At 68.0% G+C, this 20,449-nt stretch carries 15 protein-coding genes; 5 read left to right on the forward strand and 10 right to left on the reverse strand.

The window, feature by feature from the left end; genetic code table 11:
* Positions 1 to 21 precede the first annotated feature (21 nt).
* The 4 genes from msrP to FFI97_RS25720 all read right to left on the reverse strand — a co-directional run bounded on the left by msrP (position 22) and on the right by FFI97_RS25720 (position 5,441).
* A complete protein-coding gene (msrP, locus tag FFI97_RS25705; protein ID WP_062471788.1) occupies positions 22 to 1,035 on the reverse strand; it encodes a protein-methionine-sulfoxide reductase catalytic subunit MsrP in 1,014 nt (337 codons plus the stop codon).
* Positions 1,036 to 1,151: 116 nt separating this feature from the next.
* On the reverse strand, positions 1,152 to 2,471 hold the full coding sequence (gene ccsB / locus FFI97_RS25710; RefSeq protein ID WP_062471791.1) for a c-type cytochrome biogenesis protein CcsB: 1,320 nt from the start codon (positions 2,469 to 2,471) through the stop codon (positions 1,152 to 1,154).
* Positions 2,468 to 4,648, reverse strand: a complete 2,181-nt coding sequence (locus tag FFI97_RS25715; RefSeq protein WP_139701004.1) for a cytochrome c biogenesis protein ResB — start codon at positions 4,646 to 4,648, stop codon at positions 2,468 to 2,470. Before FFI97_RS25715 ends, ccsB begins: the two co-directional genes overlap by 4 nt.
* Positions 4,649 to 4,769: 121 nt before the next feature.
* Complete coding sequence (locus tag FFI97_RS25720; protein ID WP_095743749.1) at positions 4,770 to 5,441, reverse strand: c-type cytochrome; 672 nt, start codon at positions 5,439 to 5,441, stop codon at positions 4,770 to 4,772.
* Positions 5,442 to 5,512: 71 nt separating this feature from the next.
* On the opposite strand from FFI97_RS25720, the gene yihA reads away from it, so the two are divergent.
* Together yihA and FFI97_RS25730 are read left to right on the forward strand one after the other, a co-directional pair.
* Positions 5,513 to 6,250 carry a ribosome biogenesis GTP-binding protein YihA/YsxC gene (gene yihA / locus FFI97_RS25725; protein ID WP_139701003.1) on the forward strand — a complete coding sequence of 246 codons (738 nt, stop codon included), beginning with the start codon at positions 5,513 to 5,515 and terminating at the stop codon, positions 6,248 to 6,250.
* Between the two features lie 90 nt (positions 6,251 to 6,340).
* Positions 6,341 to 7,255 (forward strand): alpha/beta fold hydrolase, encoded by a 915-nt coding sequence (locus FFI97_RS25730; protein ID WP_139701001.1) that lies wholly within the window; start codon positions 6,341 to 6,343, stop codon positions 7,253 to 7,255.
* Here the strand turns inward: FFI97_RS25730 and FFI97_RS25735 are convergent.
* Together FFI97_RS25735 and FFI97_RS25740 are read right to left on the reverse strand one after the other, a co-directional pair.
* Complete coding sequence (locus tag FFI97_RS25735) at positions 7,249 to 8,133, reverse strand: lipid A biosynthesis acyltransferase (RefSeq protein WP_139700999.1); 885 nt, start codon at positions 8,131 to 8,133, stop codon at positions 7,249 to 7,251. The two genes, FFI97_RS25730 and FFI97_RS25735, sit on opposite strands and share 7 nt — an antisense overlap.
* Positions 8,130 to 9,029: a lysophospholipid acyltransferase family protein gene (locus FFI97_RS25740; protein WP_139700997.1), complete on the reverse strand. Its 900-nt coding sequence runs from the start codon at positions 9,027 to 9,029 to the stop codon at positions 8,130 to 8,132. Before FFI97_RS25740 ends, FFI97_RS25735 begins: the two co-directional genes overlap by 4 nt.
* 232 nt (positions 9,030 to 9,261) lie before the next feature.
* Here FFI97_RS25740 and metK point away from each other — a divergent pair, with 232 nt between their 5' ends.
* A complete protein-coding gene (metK, locus tag FFI97_RS25745) occupies positions 9,262 to 10,446 on the forward strand; it encodes a methionine adenosyltransferase (RefSeq protein WP_139700995.1) in 1,185 nt (394 codons plus the stop codon).
* Positions 10,447 to 10,521: 75 nt separating this feature from the next.
* Here the strand turns inward: metK and FFI97_RS25750 are convergent, their stop codons facing one another.
* From FFI97_RS25750 to FFI97_RS25765, 4 genes are read right to left on the reverse strand one after another with little or no spacing between them, the layout of a single operon-like run.
* Positions 10,522 to 12,648 carry a TonB-dependent receptor gene (locus tag FFI97_RS25750; RefSeq protein ID WP_139700993.1) on the reverse strand — a complete coding sequence of 709 codons (2,127 nt, stop codon included), beginning with the start codon at positions 12,646 to 12,648 and terminating at the stop codon, positions 10,522 to 10,524.
* Between the two features lie 37 nt (positions 12,649 to 12,685).
* Positions 12,686 to 12,898 carry a hypothetical protein gene (locus tag FFI97_RS25755; RefSeq protein ID WP_139700991.1) on the reverse strand — a complete coding sequence of 71 codons (213 nt, stop codon included), beginning with the start codon at positions 12,896 to 12,898 and terminating at the stop codon, positions 12,686 to 12,688.
* Positions 12,895 to 14,097, reverse strand: a complete 1,203-nt coding sequence (locus tag FFI97_RS25760; protein ID WP_139700989.1) for a PepSY-associated TM helix domain-containing protein — start codon at positions 14,095 to 14,097, stop codon at positions 12,895 to 12,897. Before FFI97_RS25760 ends, FFI97_RS25755 begins: the two co-directional genes overlap by 4 nt.
* Before the next feature lie 30 nt (positions 14,098 to 14,127).
* Positions 14,128 to 16,224, reverse strand: a complete 2,097-nt coding sequence (locus FFI97_RS25765) for a TonB-dependent siderophore receptor (protein ID WP_139700987.1) — start codon at positions 16,222 to 16,224, stop codon at positions 14,128 to 14,130.
* Positions 16,225 to 16,398: 174 nt separating this feature from the next.
* Between FFI97_RS25765 and FFI97_RS25770 the strand changes: the two genes are divergently transcribed.
* A complete protein-coding gene (locus FFI97_RS25770; protein ID WP_070059963.1) occupies positions 16,399 to 17,991 on the forward strand; it encodes a phospholipase D family protein in 1,593 nt (530 codons plus the stop codon).
* Between the two features lie 373 nt (positions 17,992 to 18,364).
* Positions 18,365 to 20,443 carry a TonB-dependent siderophore receptor gene (locus tag FFI97_RS25775; RefSeq protein ID WP_260685210.1) on the forward strand — a complete coding sequence of 693 codons (2,079 nt, stop codon included), beginning with the start codon at positions 18,365 to 18,367 and terminating at the stop codon, positions 20,441 to 20,443.
* Positions 20,444 to 20,449: the final 6 nt, after the last annotated feature.

Raw genomic sequence — 20,449 nt, forward strand, 5'->3', positions numbered from 1 at the left:
CGACCGGTCGGGCGCGCCCGCTCAGTAGTTCTTCTTCAGGTCCATGCCGGCGTAGAGCTGGCCGACCTGTGCCTCGTAGCCGTTGAACATCTCGGTCTTGCGCCGCTTCGCGAACAGGCCGCCGCCGTCGCCGATGCGGCGCTCGGTCGCCTGGCTCCAGCGCGGGTGGTCGACGTTCGGGTTCACGTTCGAATAGAAGCCGTACTCCTGCGCCGCCGCCTTGTTCCAGGCCGTGCTCGGCTCCTTCTCGACGAAGCGGATCTTGACGATCGACTTGGCCGACTTGAAACCGTACTTCCATGGCACCACGAGCCGCACCGGCGCGCCGTTCTGGTTGGGCAGCACCTCGCCGTACATGCCGAAGGCCAGCAGCGTGAGCGGGTGCATCGCCTCGTCCATGCGCAGGCCCTCGGTGTAGGGCCAGTCGAGCACGCGCGAGCCGACGAAGGGCATGGTCTTCGGGTCAGCCAGCGTCACGAACTCGACGAACTTGGCGTTGCCCTGCGGCTCGACCTTCTTGATGAGCTCGGCCAGCGAATAGCCCACCCACGGGATCACCATCGACCAGCCCTCGACGCAGCGCAGGCGGTAGATGCGCTCTTCCTGCGCGCTGAGCTTGAGCAGGTCCTCGATGCCGTACTTGCCCGGCTTCTTGACCAGCCCCTCGACCTCCACGGTCCACGGCCGCGTCTTGAGCGTGCCGGCGTTCTTCACCGGATCGCCCTTGTCGACGCCGAACTCGTAGTAGTTGTTGTAGCTGCTCGCGTCCTTGTAGTCGGTGAGCTTTTCCATCGTCTGCGCGCCCGGCACGGCCGACTTGGCGCCCGGCAGCAGGGCCAGCTTGTGCGGGCCGGTCGCCTGGGCGAAGGCCTCGCGCCCGGCGAAGGTGGCGAGCGCCGCACCCGCGGCACCGCCGGCCATCAGCTTGAGCAGGTCGCGCCGGCCTTCGTAGGCGGCGCGCGGCGTGATCTCGCTCGACAGCGGATGGTTGAAACCGTGGGTGTCGCGACGGTGCGAACGGGAAGGGAACGACATGGCAGGCCTTTCGCGTGAATCGTTGTGCTCAGGGTAGTTCGTGACATGCCCCGGTTTGGTTACGCGCCATGGCGGCGCGTGGTTTCAATTCTTCGCAAAAGGCGCCAGGCCTGCGCTTACAGCGTGCCGTAGCTGTGCAGCCCGCTCAGGAACATGTTCACGCCCAGGAAGGCGAAGGTGGTCACGGCCAGGCCGGCCAGCGCCCACCAGGCCGCCACGGTGCCGCGCAGACCCTTCACGAGGCGCATGTGCAGCCAGGCCGCGTAGTTGAGCCAGACGATCAGCGCCCAGGTTTCCTTCGGGTCCCAGCTCCAGTAGCCGCCCCAGGCGTCGGCCGCCCACAAGGCGCCGAGCACGGTCGCGATGGTGAAGAAGGCGAAGCCGACGGTGATCGACTTGTACATGACGTCGTCGAGCACCTCGTTGGCCGGCAGGCGCGCCGCGATGCGCTTGCGTCCCAGCAGGATGCCCGCGGCGATCAGCGCCGAGATGCCCGCGTAGATCACCCAGTAGCTGCCGCCGGCTTCCTGCACGCGCTGGCGGAAGGCCACCGGCACGAAGCACAGCGCCACGCCCAGCAACCAGATCGGCGTGAGCTTGTACCAGCGGGTCTCGCTCGCCTGTTCCTTGATGAGGTAGGCGAAGGCCACCATGGCCGCGAGCGCGAAGGTGCCGTAGCCGATGAAGTTGGCGGGCACGTGCAGCTTCATCCACCAGCTCTGCAGCGCAGGCACCAGCGGCTGGATTTCATGCGCCTCGCGCACAATCGTGTACCAGAGCAAAAAGCCCACCGCGGCGCTGACCACCAGCATCACGAAGGCGCCCAGTGCGCGCGTGTTGTAGCGCTCTTCGAAGTACAGGTAGAACGCGGCCGTCAGCCAGCAGAACAGCACGAACACTTCGTACAGGTTGCTCACCGGGATGTGGCCGATGTCCGGGCCGAGCTGATGGCTTTCGTACCAGCGCACCATGGTGCCGATCAGCGCCATCGTCACGGCCGCCCAGGCCAGGCGGGAGCCGATCAGGTCGAAGGTGTCGGCCTGCTGCTTGCCGGCGGCGAAGCCGATCCAGTAGAACAGCGTGCTCATGAAGAACAGCACGCTCATCCAGAGGATGGCCGACTGGCTCGACAGGAAGTACTTGAGCCAGAACACCGAGTCGGCGCGCGCCAGGTCGCCCTGGTAGGAGCTGATGGCCAGCAGCGAGGCTGCGGCCACCACCAGCGTCAGCACCCGCAGCGGGCGCCAGAACCAGCAGATGCCGATGACCGAGACCAGCGCCGCCACGAGGATCGGCTTTTCGTAGCTGTCCATCGAGCCGGCGTGGCGCATGAAGGCGAACGCGCCGCCGGCCAGCACCAGCGCCGCGAACACCCAGTCGAACAGGTTGCGGCGGGAGAGCCAGCTTTCGTGGAGCGTGAGGGTCGTGGTGTTCATGGTGACGCCGGTTCTTCTTTCTTCAGGGCGAGCAACCTGTACTTCAGGTGCTCGAATTCGCGATCGCTGTCCAGGGTCTTGCGGTTGACCGAGAACGCCATCGTGGCGACCGTTTCGCGGCCGTCGTTGTCTCCAGAGGCGCCGCCGCCGGGTGTCAGCCACACCCACAGGCGGCGCTCGCGCACGTACAGCATGGCAAAAATACCGACGATCAGCAACAGACACCCCAGATAGACGATGTTCTTGCCAGGGGCGCGCGCCACCTGGAACACGCTGGCCTGCACCTGGGTGAAGTCGGTCATCATCATCGCGACGGGCGCCGGATAGAAGTGCGCGTCGCTCAGGGCCAGCACGGCCTGCGTCAGGTAGCCCTGCGACTTCTCGTCGTTCGGCAGCGCGGCCAGGCCGGCGCCTTCGCGGCTCAGGTTGAGCACTTCGAACAGCACGTCGTTGAGGATGCGCACCAGCACCGTGCCGGCGCGCTCGCGCTCGGCCTCGGGCACGTTGGCTTCCATGAATTCGGCAATCGCCTGCCAGCCGCCCTGCGACGCGGCGTCGGCCTTGGCGCGCTCGGCGCCCGAGAACAGCGCCAGCGCGCGGGCGGCCGACACGCGCAGCTGCTCGGCCATTTCGGGGCGCTTGGGGTCAGTCGCCTTGGCGATGTAGCGCTGGATGGCGCGCTCGCGCGTGGCGGGGTCGCCCAGCGCGGTGCGCATGCGCACGAAGCCGTCCATCGAGCCCTGCTCGTCGGCTGGCACGCGCAGGTAGCGGAACGGCTCCTCGGGCTTCTCGCGCATGCCCAGCAGGAACACCGGCTGGCCGTCGCCGGCGTCGACCGGCACCATGTAGTTCTGGTACTCGCGCGCCTGGCCGGCCGCGTCACGCAGCTTGTAGCCGATGCTGGGGCCGATGTTGCGCAGCACCTTGGGCTTGTTGGTCTTGTTGGCGGCGCCCAGGCGCGACTCGATGCCGTGGCGCAGGTCGACCTTGCGCACGTCGGCGCCGCTGCCCATCGCGCCGCCGTCGGCGAAGTTCTCGACGTTGATCACGCGCAGCGCGGCGTACTCGAGCGTGAGCTTGTCGGTGCCGTTGGTGATCTCGGTGCTCGGGCCGCCGATGATGCCCTCGACCTCGAAGGGCTTGGCCGCGGCCGCCATCGGCACCGCCTTGAGCTTCACCGTGGAGCCGCCGTCGTCGAAGCTCGACTGGTAGATCTCCACGCCCTTGTAGCTGGCCGGGTGGTTCACCTCGATGCGCGCGGGCACCTGCTCGCCGCTCTCGCGGTCGTGCAGCACCACCTCGCTGGCGAACAGCTTGGGCATGCCGGTCGAGTAGTAGTCGACGATGAACTTCTTCAGCTCGATGGTGAACGGCAGCTCCTGCAGCAGCACGCCGTCGGCCTGGTTCAGGATGGCCACGTTGCCCCGCCCGCCCTCGGGCACGAGGATGTTGCCGCGGAAGGTCGGGTTGGCGGTCGACAGGCGGTGCTCGGGCGCCACGTCGGCGATCATGCCGCCGCCGGTGAACACGCTCTTGCCGTTGAACCAGGTCTGGGCGCGCACCACCAGGTCGCCGTCGAGCAGGCCGCCGATGCACACCAGCACGATGGCGCTGTGCGCGGCGATGTAGCCCAGCTTGTGGGCGCCGCCGGCGCGCGCCGCGACCATCCAGCCGGCCGAGGCCTTGCCGTCGGCGCTGGCGTTGCGCTGCTGCAGCTTGACCTTCCAGCCGCCGCTCACGAGCAGCTGGCCGATGCGGTTGGCCGCCATGTCGGGCGTTTCAGCCAGCCGGTTCTCGGCGCGCTGGCCGAAGGCCTTCAGGCTCTGCGCGCGGATGTCTTCCTTGAAGGTGCGCAGGTCGATCAGGATGCGCGGCGTGTTGCGCGCGACGCACAGCGACGTGCTGATCACCAGGAACAGCAGGATCAGCAGAAACCACCAGGCGCTGTAGACCGAGTCGAGCCGCGCCGTGCGGAACAGCTCGGCCCAGAAAGGCCCGAACTGGTTGATGTAGTTGTTGATCGGCTCATGCTGCTTGAGCACGGTGCCGATGATCGAGGCGATGCAGATGACCGTGAGCAGCGCGATCGCGAAGCGCATCGACGACAGCAGTTCCACCGCGGCGCGAAGCAGCTGCGGGCCGCGATGCACGCGAAGGCCATGGGTGGAAACGGTCATCGGAGGGAAACCAGGAAAGAGGAAAAAAACAAAAGGGCGGGCCATCCTCCTGGATCGGCCCGCCCTTTGTTTGGGATTTTTATCGGCGGTTAGTTCACGCTGGACAGCGCGACAGCGGAAATCAGCGCAGGCCGGCGATGTAGTCGGCCACGGCCTTGATTTCGCGGTCGTTGAGCTTGGCGGCCACGCCGTTCATGGGCGAGCTGTTCAGGCGGACGTTGTCGCGGAAGGCCACGAGCTGGGCCACGGTGTAGTCGGCGTGCTGGCCGCCCAGGCGCGGGTACTGGGCCGGCAGGCCGGCACCGTTCGGGCTGTGGCAGCCGGCGCAGGCGGGGATCTGGCGATCGCCGATGCCGCCGCGGTAGATCTTCTCGCCGAGGGCGACCGTGTCCTTCTCCTTCGAGAAGCCCGGCTTGATCTTCTTGGAGCCGACGAACCAGGCGATGTTGCGCATGTCTTCTTCGGACAGCGCCGAGGCCAGCGGCTTCATGATGGCGCTCTTGCGCTTGCCGGACTTGAAGTCCTGCAGCTGCTTGAGGATGTATTCGGGGTGTTGTTGCGCCAGCTTGGGATTGGCTGCGATGGCCGAGTTGCCGTCCGCGTTGTGGCACGAAGCGCAGCTTTGGCTGTTGGCCGGCGTCGCATTGAACAGCGTGTCGCCCTTGGCGGGATCGGGCTTGGCCGGCTTGGCGGCTGCCGCTGCGGGGGCAGCTGCATGCTCATCGGCTGCAAAACTCGCGCTGGCTGCGACGCCCATGAGGGCTGCAAGCAGAATATTGGCAAACAACTTCATATCGGGGGCTTCGAATTTATGGCGCAAAACCCCGCGATTCTACAATGGCGCCCCGTTCCGAAAGCCCATTGATGACCTCCCCGCGCGCCAAGTCCGCCGCTTATCCTCCCCGCGCGGCCCCTGCCGTGGACCCGCAGGTCGCTGAACGCGAGCGCGTGGCCCTCGGTTGGCTGCACACCGCCCACTTCCTGACCAGCGCTCCGCAACTCGAGCACCTGCCCCCGGTCGACCTGCCCGAGATCGCTTTTGTCGGCCGTTCGAACGCCGGCAAATCGACCGCCATCAACACCCTGACGCAGCAGACGCGCCTGGCTTTTGCCTCGAAGACGCCCGGCCGCACGCAGCACATCAACCTGTTCGGCATCGGCAAGCAGAAGGTCGACGACGCCGTGCTGGCCGACCTGCCCGGCTACGGCTACGCGGCCGTGCCGAAGGAAGCCAAGCTGCGCTGGCAGCGCGTGATGGGCAACTACCTCATGACGCGCGAAAGTCTGCGCGGGGTTGTCCTGATGTGCGATCCGCGCCACGGCATGACCGAGCTCGACGAGATCCTGCTCGACGTGATCCGCCCGCGCGTCGAGCAAGGCCTCAAATTCCTCGTGCTGCTGACCAAGTCCGACAAGCTCACCCGCACCGAAGCCGCCAAGGTGCTGTCGATTACGCGACTGAACGCCGGCGGCGGCGAGGTCAAACTGTTCTCGGCCCTGAAGAAGCAAGGGGTCGGCGAAGCGGCTGAGCTGCTGTGGCGCTGGGTGCACCCCGACGACGCCGCGCCAACGCCCACGCCGCCACCGGCCGAAGACGCCTGATGCGCTAAAGGAACCGGCTGCATCGAGCGTCCCACCTGCGAAGTTCACTATCAAAACAATAGCGACAGTCAACCCAAGGAGACACGAAGCATGATCGAGACCTTCCAACGCAGCCTGCCCAACAGCACCACCCTGAGCTGCCGCGCCGCCGGCAAGCCGGGCCAGCCGCTGATGGTGTTCCTGCACGGCTTCCCCGAAGCCGCGTTCATCTGGGACGAACTGCTCGCCTACTTCTCGGACCCGGCCCACGGCGGCTACCGCTGCGTGGCGCCGAACCTGCGCGGCTTCGAGAAGTCCAGCGCGCCCACGGAAGTGGCCGACTACAAGGCCCACCTGCTGATCCAGGACATCCAGCAGCTCGTGGCCACCGAGAGCGCCGACGGCACCATGGCCGCGCTGGTGGCCCACGACTGGGGCGGCGCCTTCGCCTGGGGCTACGCCAACGCCTTCCCGCAGCAGGTCGGCAAGCTGGTCATCATCAATTCGCCGCACCCGGGCACCTTCACGCGCGAGCTGCGCAACAACCCGGCGCAGCAGCAGGCCAGCGCCTACATGCACTTCCTGGCGCGCCCCGATGCCGAAGCCCTGCTCGCGGCCGACGACTTCAAGCGCATGTGGCCCTTCTTCCTCTTGATGAAGGCCGGCCCGGACGGCTTCGGCTGGCTCACCGAAGAAGTGAAGCAGCAGTACCGCGAAGTCTGGAGCGCGGGCCTCACGGGCGCCTGCAACCTGTACCGCGTGACGCCGATGAAGCCGCCACTGCCGGGCCAGTCGATCGACAGCATTCCGGTGCTGCCGCGCGAACGCCTCACGGTGACCATGCCGACCTTCGTGTTCTGGGCACTCGACGACGCCGCGCTGCTGCCGGGCCTGCTCGAAGGGCTGGAAGAGTACGTGCCCCAGCTCGAGGTCAAGAAGGTGCCGAACGCCACCCACTGGATCGTGCACGAGCAGCCGCAGCTGGTCGCGCGCGAGATCGAGGGCTTCCTGGCCCGCAATCAGTAAATCGGCGGCTCGCCCTCGGGGCGGGTCTTGAACCTGCGATGCACCCAGTAGTACTGGGACGGCATCGTGTCGATGTAGCCCTGCAGGCGCTCGTTCATGAGCGCCGTGTCGGCCTCGACGTCGTCGGTCGGGAAGTTCTGCCACGCCGACAGCACCTGGATCTCGTAACCACCGGGCGTGAGCTTCGCCACCACCGGCACCACCTTGGCCTTGCCCAGCCGCGCGAAGCGCGAGAGCGACGGCACGGTGGCCGCCTGCACGCCGTAGAAGGGCACGAAGATGGTCTGGTCGCGCCCGAAATCCATGTCGGGCAGCAGGTACAGCAGGCCGCCCTTGCGCAGCCCCGCGAGGATGGGCTTGATGCCGTCCACCCGGTTGAGCGCCGCCACGTCGCCGAAGCGTGTGCGGCCTTCGCGGATCCAGGCATCGACCATCGGGTCGCGCTGGGTCGTGTAGATCGTGGCCGACGGGCGTGCCGTGTGCATGGTGAGCGCGGTGGCCGCGGCGTCAAGGCCGTAGAAGTGCGGCGCAAACAGGATCATCGGCGCGTCGCCCTCGGCGATCTCGCGGATTTCCGAGGCCGCGCCCACGATCTTCAGCCGGCTCTTCACCACCTGTTCGGGCGCATGCCACAGCCAGCTGCGGTCCAGCCACGACTGCGCGACGAAGACGAAGGTCTCGCGCGCGATGGCGCGGCGCTCGGCCTCCGATTTCCCGGGGAAGCACAGGGCCAGATTCCGGTCGACCACGCGCCGCCGCGGCACGGCGATGGTGTGCAGCAGGCGGCCGAGGACCCTGCTGAAGCCGCGCACCAGCGGCAGGGGCAGCGGGGCCAGCACCCGCATGAAGCCGATGCCGAGTCGGGAACTGAGGCTCATGGCGCAGCCCCTCCAGCGGCGTTGGCCACCACGGCCGGTTCGCCGCGCGGCTCCTTGTAGCGCGCGTAGTCCCAGACGTACTGACCGGGCAGGCTGTGGATCAGGCGGCCGATGCCGTCGTTCATGGCGGCGGCGGCGTCCTCGATGGAGGCATCGGGGTCGGTGAGCGCGGTGCCGACGATCGGCTCGAAGCGGATCACGTAGCCCGCGCCGTGCGGCAGGCGCTCGCACACGCTGAGGAAGCAGGCGGCGCCGGTCTGTTGGGCCAAACGGGGAAGCAGGGTCATGGTGTAGGCGGGGCGGCCGAGGAAAGGCGCCCACACGCCCTGCCCCAGCGGCGGCACCTGGTCGGGCAGGATGCCGGTGTAGCCGCCGCTGCGCAGCGTGCGGATCAGGCCGCGCACGCCGGTGTTGTTGGTCGGCAGGGTCTGCAGGCCGGGCCGGTCGCGCGAACCCGCGGCGATCAGGTCGGCCATCCATTTCTTGCGCGCCGGACGGAACAGCGCGGTGATCGGCCCGAAGTCCGCGAGAAAGCGCTCGCCGATGGCCTGACCGCACATCTCCCAGCTGCCCAGGTGCGGCGCCACGAGGATCACGCCCTTTTTCGCGCGCATCGCGGCCTCGAAGGCCTCGACGCCTTCCCAGCGCACCACGCGCGTCAGCACGCTCTCGCCCTGCGGGCGCAGCCACAGCCAGGGCAGCTCGGACGCCATGTGGCCGGCGGCGGCGATGGCGGGACGGTACTGCGCGGGCGAGAAGCCGGCGCTCTCGGCGTTGGCCTTGAAGCGGCGGCGGTAGTCCGGCGCGCACCACCAGACCAACCATCCCAGCAAGGCGCCGAGCCGATGCATCAGCGGCATCGGCACACGGGCAAGCAGGCGGAACAGGGTGATCATTGAATGGGGAGGGGGAGAGAGTCAGGGAGGGTCAAAAGGCGGACGCGCGCGCATGGTATTGCGTGGCTCGAATAGAATGCAAATTGTCGCCGAGTTACGGAACAACTTGCAGGGCGACACCCACAAGCGCGAATGCGATTGTGTCCCGTCGATTCATCGACATCTGCTAAAGCGTTCGCCAGGGCTCCGCAGAGTTGGCAACGCGCCAATTGAACTTCAAGGAGTGACCACAGTGGCGAACGACTTTCTCTTTACTTCCGAATCGGTTTCCGAAGGCCATCCCGACAAGGTCGCGGACCAGATCTCGGACGCAATCCTCGACGCGATCTTCGAACAAGACCCCCGCAGCCGCGTCGCCGCCGAAACGCTGACCAACACCGGCCTCGTGGTGCTTGCCGGCGAGATCACGACCAACGCGCACGTCGACTACATCCAGGTCGCGCGCGACACCATCAAGCGCATCGGCTACGACAACACCGAGTACGGCATCGACTACAAGGGCTGCGCCGTGATGGTCTGCTACGACAAGCAGTCCAACGACATCGCCCAGGGCGTCGACCACGCCTCCGACGACCACCTGAACACCGGCGCCGGCGACCAGGGCCTGATGTTCGGCTACGCCTGCGACGAGACGCCCGAGCTGATGCCCGCGCCGATCTACTACGCGCACCGCCTCGTGGAGCGCCAGGCCCAGCTGCGCAAGGACGGCCGCCTGCCCTTCCTGCGCCCTGATGCCAAGAGCCAGGTCACGATGCGCTACGTGGACGGCAAGCCCCACAGCATCGACACCGTGGTGCTCTCCACGCAGCACAGCCCCGACCAGAGCGAAACGCCGACCAAGATGAAGGCCTCGTTCAACGAAGCCATCATCGAAGAGATCATCAAGCCCGTGCTGCCCAAGGAATGGCTGCAGAACACGCGCTACCTGATCAACCCGACCGGGCGCTTCGTCATCGGCGGCCCGCAGGGCGACTGCGGCCTCACCGGCCGCAAGATCATCGTCGACACCTACGGCGGCGCCTGCCCGCACGGCGGCGGCGCGTTCTCCGGCAAGGACCCGTCGAAGGTCGACCGCTCGGCCGCCTACGCCGCGCGCTACGTGGCCAAGAACATCGTGGCCGCCGGCCTGGCGCGCCAGTGCCAGATCCAGGTGGCGTACGCCATCGGCGTGGCCCAGCCGATGAACATCACGGTCTACACCGAAGGCACCGGCATGATCCCCGACGAGAAGATCGCCGAACTCGTGCGCGAGCACTTCGACCTGCGCCCGAAGGGCATCATCCAGATGCTCGATCTGCTGCGCCCGATCTACCAGAAGACCGCCGCCTACGGCCACTTCGGCCGCGAAGAGCCCGAGTTCACCTGGGAAGCCACGACGCAAGCGGCCGCACTGCGCGCTGCAGCCGGCCTCAAGTAAGCACTGCGAATACCGGGTCTCAAGGCCCGCCGTCCCCTCGGGGCGGCGGGCCTTTTCCTTTCATGGCGCCTTCAGTCAGAAGCGATACGCGCCGCTCAGGCCCACCGTCCAGTTGCGGCCCGGCGCGGGCTCGTAGAAGCGCGCATTGCCTTCGTTGACGATGACCGAGCCCATGTAGCGCCGGTCGAACAGGTTGTCGACGCGCGCGAAGGCGTTGAAGTCCCAGCGCTCCCACTTCTTCAGGTAGCCGGCATACAGCGCCGCCACGGCGTAGCCGTGCGCGCTCGCGGTGTTCAGGTCGTTGGCCTGGATGCGGCTCAGCGCGCGCATCTCGACGCCGGCGCGCCAGCCCTCGGGCGGCACCCAGCCGAGCGAGGCGAACAGCGACTGGCGCGCGATGCCCGGGATGCGGTTGCCCGCGTTCACGGCATTGCTGCCCGCGCAGGGCGACGGCGAGCAGAACGCATCGCGGTAGGTCGCGTCCAGCCACGTGTAGGCGACCTGCGTGCGCCAGTGGTCGGCCGTCTCGTGCTGCCAGCCAAGCTCGAAGCCGTTGCGCCGCGTGCGCCCCGCGTTCTGGAAGGTGGCGCGGCCGCCGCTGTTGGTGGCGGTGACGATCTCGTCGCGCGTGCGGGTGTGGAACAGCGCCGCCGTCAGCAGACCGCCGCCCAGCCGCGCCTTCGCGCCCACCTCGAGGCTGTCGTTCACCGAAGGCCGCAGCCCGAAATTGAGCCCGCTGGCGCCGCCCGGGCGGTACGACAGCTCGTTGAGCGTCGGTGTCTCGAAGCCCCGGCCCACCGAGCCGTACACCGCGAGATCGGGCGTGGCCTGGTAGCGCAGCGAGGCCACGGGCAGGGTCTTGCTGTAGCTCGCGCTGCCGCTGTCGTTGCGGTTGGCACCGGCTATGTACAGGTCGTGCGAATCGAAGTGCACGCGGCTGCGGCGCACGCCGGCCTCGAGCGTCCAGCGCTCGGCGAAGCGCCAGGCGGCCTGCGCATAGGGGTCGAGGTTCCAGACCTCGTTGCGCTCGTTGCGGCGCAGCCGCCCCTGCACGCCCAGCAGGGGCGCGGCCACCGGGCCCTGGTAGTTCTCGTAGCCGCGGCGGCGCTCGCGCAGGCTGTCGTAACCCAGGCCCGCCACGAGGTCGAAAGGCCGGTCGGCCAGCTGCAGCGCGGCGGTCCAGCGCAGGTCGACGCCGCCGTACTGGCGCGTGAGGTCGATCACGCCGCCCGCATGCAGCGGACTCTGCTGCGCCGACGGCGGGATCGACTGGAACTGCACGGTCTTGCGCTCGCCGCCATAGACCATGAACTGCAGCGCCTGCTCGGCATTCAGGCGCCGCTCGTAGCGCAGGCCGACCTGCGTCTGCTCGACCGTCTTGCGCGTGTCGTACTGCAGCGCGAGCGGCGCCTTGTGCGGTGCCTGCGCGACCTGCTCGGCCGTCAGGCCCAGCGGGTCCTGCGCCTCGATGCGCACGCTGTTGAGCACCAGCGTGAGCTTGTCGCCGTTGTCGAGCGCGATGCCCAGCTTGCCGTTCGCGATGTTGCGCCGCGCGGCACTCTGCTCGCGCCAGTCGTCGGTGCGAAAGTGGCTCGCGCCGAGCAGGTAGTCGACCGCGCCCTGCGAGCCGCTCAGCTGCAGCGACTGGCGCCAGCTGCCGAAGCTGCCGCCCGCCAGCGAGTACGACAGGCGCGGCGCGCCCTCCCCCGAGGCCGTGAACGCCTGCACCACGCCGCCCGACGAGTTGCCGTACAGCGCCGAGAACGGCCCGCGCAGCACCTCGACGCGGTCGACCGAGCCGATGTCGATGTTCGAGGTCTGCCCCTGCCCGTCAGGCAAGGTCGCCGGGATGCCGTCGACATACAGGCGCACGCCGCGCACGCCGAAGGTCGAGCGCGCGCCGAAGCCGCGCACCGACAGCTGCAGGTCCTGCGCGTAGTTCATGCGGTTCTGCACCTGCAGGCCGGGCACGGCGCCCAGGCTCTCGGACAGGTTGACCTGCATCCGGCTGTCGCGCATCTCGTCGCCATCGACGCGGTCGACCGAGCCGGGCACGAGAAACGGAGACAGCGTGCCGCGCGGCGTGGAAACGGTGACATCGCGCAGCGTGCCGGCCGGCGACGTGGCGGGCTGCTGGCCATGCACGGCCAGCGGAGCGCCCAGGATCAGCAGGCGAAGCGGGTAGGAGAGTGCGGCATTCATCGGCACCGATTCTGCGTCGGTGCCCTGCCCCTTGCGCCTAGCGGGAACCCGTGCGCGGCGAGCGGCGCCAGCCGTACCAGGCGCACACAAGCACCGGAACGCCCAGGCCCACCCAGGCCACCATGTCGCCGAGGCCGCCGTCGCTGAACAGCGCGGTGATGAGGCCGACCGTGGTCATCACGCCCAGCGCGATGGGCCAGCCCCACATGCGCCAGAAGGACTGGTGCGGTGCCTTGTGGTGCGTCGTCATGCCTGCACCTTCATGGCCGGTGCCGGGTCAGGCTGCGGGCCCGATGCCGAGGGCGGCGCGCGCTCCGTGGCGGGCGCCGCAGTCGTGGCAGTCCGTGCCGACACGGTGTTGCCACGCTTGAGCCACAGGTACAGCCCGCTGCCCAGCACGATGATGGTCGCAATGTCCAGCAGCGCCCACAGGATCTGCATCGGCATGCCGCCGTAGTCGCCGAAGTGCAGCGGCTGCGACACCAGCAGGCCCGTGAGGTACCACGGCATCTTCGGCGCCGCCGTCACCTCCGCTGTCTTGGCATCGACCAGCACCGGCTGCAGCAGCTTCGAGGTGAAGGGCTCGTTGCCGCGCAGGAAGAAGGTCGTGTGGTGCGGGCTCGAGAACGAGGTGCCCGGGAACGCGATGAACGACAGCTTCATGCCCGGCGCCTTCTGCATCGCGCCTTCCATCGAGCGCTGCAGCGAGCCGCGCTCGGCCACCGGCACCACCGGCTCGTTCTTGTAGGGCGCGAGCAGCGTGCTCAGCTGGTCGTACTGCCAGTACTTGATGATCAGGTCGGCCCAGGTGTTGATCATGCCGGTAGAGCCCACCACGAACAGCCACACCAGCGTGACGATGCCCAGCAGGTTGTGCAGGTCGAGCCACTTCAGGCGCGGACGCTTCTCGCGCCGCACGGTACCGAAGTCGAGCTTGCGCATGAACGGCGAATACAGCACCACGCCCGAGACGATGGCCACCAGCAGCAGCAGTCCCATGAAGCCCAGGAACAGCTTGCCCGGCAGCCCGGCGAACAGGTCGACGTGCAGCTTGAACATGATGTACATGAAGCCCTGGCTGAACTCGGGCTGCGCCAGCACGACGCCGGTGCGCGCATCGACCGCCACCGACTTGAAGTCTTCGGTGGGTTCGGGCGTGGGCGTGAGCGTGACGAACCACAGGCCGTCGTCGTCCTCGGGCTGCGAGACGAACTGCACCACGCGGTCGGGGTGCTTGGCGCGGCCGATCTCGACCACCTTGTCCAGGCTGATGCGCGGCGTGTTCGCCGGCATCTTCGGCGCCTCGACCTCGGTGCCCAGCAGGTGGCCGATCTCGTGGTGGAAGATCAGCGGCAGGCCGGTGATGCACAGCAGCAGCATGAACACCGTGCAGACAAGGCTGCTCCACTTGTGCACCCAGGCCCAGGTCTTGATCTTTCGGCTGTCCATGTCGTCGTGCGTCGTTGGGTGGGGAAAAGGCTAGAAGCGGTAGGTGGCGCTCGCCACGATGTTGCGTCGCGCACCGTACCAGCAGTCGCCGCGCGAGAGGCAGGTGCTGAAGTACACCTTGTCCGTCACGTTGTTGATGTTGAGCGCATAGCGCCACTGGGCCGTATCGTAAGCAAACACCAGGTCGGCCAGCGCCACACCGGGGATGCGCGGGCCGGTGCCGAACTGGGTGTCGCGGAACGAACTCATCACGCGCACGCCGGCGCCGGCCGAGAAGCCGCTCATGCCGGCCACCGAGAACCTGTACTTGGCCCAGAAGCTGGCCTGGTGCTTGGGCAGGCCTTCGATCTGCGCGTCGGCGTCGGTGTAGTTGTAGTGGGCGATCAGGTCGAGGTTGGCGCCCACCGAGCCCTTGGCTTCGAGCTCCACACCCTTGGTCTTGGTCAGGCCGCGCTGCGAGAACACCTTCGGCTGCTCTTCGACGATCTGGTTCTTCTCGCGCAGGTCGTACACCGCGGCGCTGAAGGCCATGGCGCGGTTCTTCGGCTCGTACTTCAGGCCCACTTCCCACTGCTCGCCGCGCAGCGGCGAGAAGATGCGGCCTTCGCGCGGCGACTGCGGCGTGAACGACTCGCTGTAGCTCAGGTACGGCGACCAGCCCGAGGGATGGGCGTACATCACGCCCAGGCGCTTGGTGGTGGCGCTGCTCTTTTGCTCGTCGCTGCCGGCGGCGCTGGACACGGCGCGGTCATGGCGCAGGCCGGCCACGAAGATCCAGTGGTCGAGCTTGATCTGGTCCTGCAGGTACAGGCCGGTCTGGCGCTGGCGGGTGCGCGGTCGCGCCACGCGCTCGGGTTCGTCCACGTGGCCGTACACCGGCGCGTAAATGTCGATGGTGTCGGCCGTTGTGCCGCCCCAGACGTTCTCGCGCTGGCGCGCGAAGTCCGCGCCCACGAGCAGCGTGTGCTGGAGCGCGCCGGTCTGGAAGTGGCCCTCGACGTGGTTGTCCAGCGTCTGCGTGCGGTTGCGGGTCAGCTGGCTGTCGAAGTAGCGGGGGAACACGCGCTTGAAGATCGGGTCGGTCGACCAGCTGTCGAAGCCGCTGAACGCGCCGCCGTAGTGGTAGCGGTTGTCGTTTTCGTTCTTCGCGTAGCGGAAGTTCTGGCGCACGGTCCAGCTGTCGTTGAACTTGTGCTCGAACTGCCAGCCGAAGGTCTGGCGCTCGCTGTTGTAGTAGTCGCCGGCCTCGCCGATGAAGCGGCTGGCCGGTACGCGGCCGTTCGGGTTCGGCAGCAAGGTGCCTTCCCACGGCAGGAACTGCGAGCTGCTGCCGCTCTTGTCCTTCTGCCACAGGCCCTGCAGCGTCAGCGAGGTCGCCGCGTTGGGCCGCCAGGTGAGCGAGGGCGCGATCACGCTGCGGTCGTCGGGCACGTTGTCCACTTGCGAATCGGACTTGCGCTGCAATGCGATCAGCCGGTACGACAGCGAGCCGTCGGCATTCAGCGGACCGGTCAGGTCGGCCTGCACCTGCTTGCGGCCGAAGCTGCCGAACTGCACGCCCACCTCGCGCTGGGCCTCCTGCAGCGGCCGCTTGCTGACCATGTTGACCACGCCCGCCGCGGTGCCCGCGCCGAACAGCATGCCCGAGGGGCCGCGCAGCACTTCGAGACGCTCCAGCGTGTAGGGCTCGGTGCGCGTGGTGCTGGTGTAGTAGCCGTAGGCCTGGCGCAGGCCATCGAGGTAGATGTCGGGGTAGGCGCCGCGCACGCGGATCGAGTCGGTGCGCGAATCGACACCGTAGGCGTCGGAGCGCACGCCCGCCGCGTAGTTGAGGGCGTCCTGCAGGTTGTTGGCGCCCTGGTCGACCATCTGGTCGCGCGTGATCACGGTGACGGACTGCGGCGTTTCCGACAGCGGCGTGTCGGTCTTGGTGGCGGTGACGGCGTTCTTCGCGCGGTAGCCGATCACGGGCGAGGTGGCGGTCTCGGCTTCGGCGTTCGCATCGACGCGCACTTCAGGCAGCGAGCCCGTACCGCCCGTTTGCGCCAGAACGTGCTGTTGCGCGTAGATCGCCAGACAGCCCACCAGCACCGAAGCGGCCCTGCGCCGCGCCCTCATTCTTGCCATGTTTTTATTGCCCATTGAACACTATTGATAACAATTCGCATTCTATTGTCAAGAAAGTCGCGGTCCACGGGTTTTCCAGCACACGGGGGCGAAGCGTTGCAAAACCGCCGCGGTCGCCGCCGCGCGCCGGGCTACGATGCCGCCCGCACGCCCTTGCGTGCGCTGACAGGCCCCATGCTCAAGCTCCTCGCCTCGTTGTTTCCCGCGCTGCGCGGCCCGGCGCTGGCGCTGGTCGTGCTGGTGCTCACCGGCTGCGCCGGCCTGCCGCCGCGCCTGCCCGATGGGCCGCCCTCGATCGCCATTCCCGCTTCGGCCGCCACCCCGCTCGGCCATGCCGCCGCCAGCCTCGATTCGCCGCCCGACGGGCTGTCGAGCATGCGGCCGCTGATCGAGGCCTCGTTCGCGCTCGATGCGCGGCTGGAGCTCATCCGCCGCGCCCGGGCCTCGCTCGACGTGCAGACCTACCAGCTCGGCAACGACAAGACCGGCCGCCTGCTGCTGCGCGAACTGCGCGACGCCGCCCGGCGCGGCGTGCGCGTGCGCCTGCTGCTCGACGACTTCTACACCGCCGGCATGGACCGCCTGCTGCTCGGGCTGGCCGCCGAGCCCAATGCCCAGGTGCGACTGTTCAACCCCTTCGTGAACGCGCGCGACCATTCGTCGCTGCGCTGGCTGGAGTTCTTCGGCGATTTCCGGCGGCTCAACCACCGCATGCACAACAAGCTGTTCATCGCCGACGGCGCCATGGCCATCGCCGGCGGACGCAACTTGGCGGACGAGTATTTTTTGCGCAGCGAGAGCGCCAACTTCATCGACTTCGAGCTGTTGCTGGCCGGCCCGGTGGTGCCGCAGTCGGCCGGGATCTTCGACACCTACTGGAACAGCGACGTGGTCTACCCGCTGCAGCGCATGGCCGGCACGACGCTCACGCCCGACGAGCTCAAGGCCGCCTTCGACGCCGCGACCTCGCCCGCCTTTGCGCCCCTGCCCGACCCGCTGGCCGCCACCGACCTGTTGGGCGACCTGCCGCTGGGCGCGCAGCTGGACAACATCGGCGAGACGCGCTGGATCCGCGCCGAGGCCGCCGCCACCGCCGACAGCCCGAACAAGGCCCTGGGCACGATGGCGCGCCCGCAGGAGTCGCTGGCGCAGCGCTTCCACGAGATGCTGGGCGCCGCGAAGTCGAACGTGGTGGTGATCTCGCCCTACTTCATTCCCGGCGACGAGGGCATGGAGCGCATCCGCATGGGCCGCGACCACGGCCTGAGCATCACCGTGGTCACCAACTCGCTCGCCGACAGCGACGAGCCGCTGGTGAACATCAACTACAACCGCTACCGCGTCGACATGCTCAAGCTGGGCGTGAACCTGTACGAGGTGAGCACGCAGCAGCTCAAGCGCAGCGGCCAGTTCCGCAGCCTGCTCAAGAAGGCGCGCGGGCGCCTGCACGCCAAGCTGGCGCTGGTCGACCGCCAGTGGGTGCTGCTGGGCTCGATGAACCTCGACCCGCGCTCGGCCCTGCTGAACACCGAGTTCGGCGTGCGGGTGCGCAGCTTCGAGCTGACGCAGGCGCTGCTCTTCGCCTACCAGCTGGACGACATGGAAGGCGTGTACCGCGTCGTGCTCAAGCCCGACGGCCAGAACGTGCAATGGATCGGCACCGGCGACGTGCACAACGAGGTGCTCGACAGCGAGCCCGACTCCAGCATGCTCACGCGCCTGCAGCTGCTGCTGTTCTCGTGGTTCGTGCCGACCGACCAGCTGTGAGCCGCGAGCGGGCGGCCCCGCGTCGCATCCTTGCCACAAATGCAAACGCCTCGCATTTAGCTCTTTAGAATTCAGCCCGCCGCGTCCAGCGGCCGTCATGGCGTCCCGCCACGGAGCTTCTTCCGTCCGCGCTGCACCATTGCCTCACCCAGACATTTCCAGTTCAAGGCAGGGCACGACAACGCCCTTCGTCTCTCGCGACGAAGGGCGTTGTCGCGTACGGCTGCCCCTGCGCGGCGCCGCCCTCCAAGAACAAGCACAACCGGACAACATGAAGCCCTCTTCCCGCACAGCCACCCGCACCGCCACCCCCTCGCGCCCGCTGTGGCCCCTTTCGCTGCTGGCCGGCGCCGCCCTCGCGTCGCTGTCGGGCATGGCGCTGGCACAGACCGCCGCCACGACGCTGAAGGAAGTCACCGTCAGCGCCGAGGACGACAAGGGCTACGCCCCCGCCGCCACCAGCACCGCCACCAAGGGCAGCGCGCCGCTGCGCGACGTGCCGCAGGCCGTGAACGTGCTGCCGGAGCAGCTGCTGCGCGACCAGGGCGCCGTGTCGATGCAGGACGCCCTGCGCAACGTGCCGGGCGTGAGCTTCAACCACGGCGACGGCCAGCGCGACCAGGTCGTGATCCGCGGCTTCAGCGGCATCTCCGACTGGTTCGTCGATGGCGTGCGCGACGACGCGCTGTACTTTCGCGACCTCTCGGACACCGAGCGCATTGAGGTGCTCAAGGGCCCGGCCGCCGTGCTCTACGGCCGCGGCTCCTCGGGCGGCCTGATCAACCGCGTGACCAAGAAGCCCGTGTTCGAGCGCCGCTTCGGAGAGGTCTCGCTGGGCCTGGGCAGCCACCACTACACGCGCAGCACGATCGACCTGAACACGCCCATCGGCGAGAACATGGCCTTCCGCCTGAACGTGGCGGGCGAGCAGTCGGACAGCTACCGCGACCAGCAGTTCACCGACCGCCACAACATCGCGCCCTCGCTGGCGATCAAGTTCAGCCCGCAGACCGACCTGCTGCTGCAGTACACCAACCTGCGCGACCAGCGCCTCACCGACTTCGGCATTCCGGCGCTCAACGGCCGCCCGGTCGACGTGCCCATCGGCGCCTACTACGGCTCGGCGCACGGCAAGCGCGACGACACCGTGACCAGCAAGGTGCAGACCTTCACCGCCACGCTGAACCACCGCTTCAGCGACGCGCTGAGCCTGCGCAACACCACGCGCTATTCGAGCTACCACCTGGACCGCAACAACACCCTGCCCAGCGGCACTACCGACCCGGTGCGCCTGACGGTGGGCCGCACGCGCGGCATCGTCGACCGCGACGAGAGCGGCTGGTTCAACCAGACCGACCTGACCTGGCGCAACGACCTGGGCGGCTTCAAGCAGGAGTGGCTGGTCGGCGCCGAGTTCGGCGTGCAGCGCAAGCGCCTCTTCAGCGTGTCTTCCGCCACAGGAGCGCAGCGCGTGAACCTGTTCAGCCCGGTGGCGGACCCGCTGCCGATCCCGCTGGCCACCTACCTCGCCGACGGCGCGATCCCGAGCAACAGCGAGTTCAAGACCGCGGCCGTGTACGTCCAGGACCAGATCACGCTGGCACCGCACTGGAAGGCGCTGATCGGCGGACGCTACGACGTGTTCAAGCAGGACACCAGCTTCGAGCGCAAGCTCGCGCCGCTGGAACGCACCGACCGCAAGTTCAGCCCGCGCGCCGGCGTGGTGTGGCAGCCCGACACGGTGCAGTCGTACTACGTGTCGTACAGCCGCTCGTTCCAGCCCTCGGGCGAGAACTTCGCGCTGTCCACCGGCAACATCGACAACGCGCCCGAGATCACCGTCAACAAGGAAATCGGCGCCAAGTTCGACCTGCTCGACGGCGGCCTGAACCTCACGACCGCGCTGTTCAACCTGGAACGCTCGGGCATCAAGAACACCGACCCGAACAACCCGCGCCGCCAGATCAACGTCGGCACGCAGCGCACCAACGGCCTGGAGCTCGCGCTCAACGGCCGCCTGCCGGGCCGCTGGGACGTGAGCGCGGGCTATGCCTACCTCGACGCGAAGATGACCAAGTCGCTCGCCACCGTGAGCTCGCTGCAGCTGCCCGTGGGCGCCGCGATCCCGGTGCAGGGCAAGACCGCCGCGCTCACGCCGCGCCACTCGGCCTTCGTGTGGGCCATGAAGGACCTGGGCCACGGCTTCAGCGCCGGCGGCGGCCTGAACTACGTCAGCGCGCGCTATGCCTCGCTGAGCAACCTCGTCACGCTGCCCTCGTACCTGACCGCCGACCTCGCGGCCAACTACAAGACCGAGCGCTACGAGATCGCGCTGAACCTGAAGAACATCGCGAACCGCAAGTACTACGTGTCGGCCCACGGCAGCGTGGACAACCTGATCCTGCCGGGACCGGGGCGCGAGGTGCAGCTGACGCTGCGCGCCAAGTTCTGAGAAGGC

Origin of the sequence: Variovorax sp. KBS0712, from assembly GCF_006323185.2 — a bacterium.
GTDB classification, from domain to species: Bacteria; Pseudomonadota; Gammaproteobacteria; order Burkholderiales; family Burkholderiaceae_C; genus Variovorax; species Variovorax boronicumulans.

Coding starts and splice junctions, on each gene's coding strand:
- msrP (WP_062471788.1), bottom strand. CDS start 1,035: ATGTCGTTCCCTTCCCGTTCGCACCGTCGCGACACCCACGGTTTCAAC.
- ccsB (WP_062471791.1), bottom strand. CDS start 2,471: ATGAACACCACGACCCTCACGCTCCACGAAAGCTGGCTCTCCCGCCGC.
- FFI97_RS25715 (WP_139701004.1), bottom strand. CDS start 4,648: ATGACCGTTTCCACCCATGGCCTTCGCGTGCATCGCGGCCCGCAGCTG.
- FFI97_RS25720 (WP_095743749.1), bottom strand. CDS start 5,441: ATGAAGTTGTTTGCCAATATTCTGCTTGCAGCCCTCATGGGCGTCGCA.
- yihA (WP_139701003.1), top strand. CDS start 5,513: ATGACCTCCCCGCGCGCCAAGTCCGCCGCTTATCCTCCCCGCGCGGCC.
- FFI97_RS25730 (WP_139701001.1), top strand. CDS start 6,341: ATGATCGAGACCTTCCAACGCAGCCTGCCCAACAGCACCACCCTGAGC.
- FFI97_RS25735 (WP_139700999.1), bottom strand. CDS start 8,133: ATGAGCCTCAGTTCCCGACTCGGCATCGGCTTCATGCGGGTGCTGGCC.
- FFI97_RS25740 (WP_139700997.1), bottom strand. CDS start 9,029: ATGATCACCCTGTTCCGCCTGCTTGCCCGTGTGCCGATGCCGCTGATG.
- FFI97_RS25750 (WP_139700993.1), bottom strand. CDS start 12,648: ATGAATGCCGCACTCTCCTACCCGCTTCGCCTGCTGATCCTGGGCGCT.
- FFI97_RS25755 (WP_139700991.1), bottom strand. CDS start 12,898: ATGACGACGCACCACAAGGCACCGCACCAGTCCTTCTGGCGCATGTGG.
- FFI97_RS25760 (WP_139700989.1), bottom strand. CDS start 14,097: ATGGACAGCCGAAAGATCAAGACCTGGGCCTGGGTGCACAAGTGGAGC.
- FFI97_RS25765 (WP_139700987.1), bottom strand. CDS start 16,224: ATGGCAAGAATGAGGGCGCGGCGCAGGGCCGCTTCGGTGCTGGTGGGC.
- FFI97_RS25770 (WP_070059963.1), top strand. CDS start 16,399: ATGCTCAAGCTCCTCGCCTCGTTGTTTCCCGCGCTGCGCGGCCCGGCG.
- FFI97_RS25775 (WP_260685210.1), top strand. CDS start 18,365: ATGGCGCTGGCACAGACCGCCGCCACGACGCTGAAGGAAGTCACCGTC.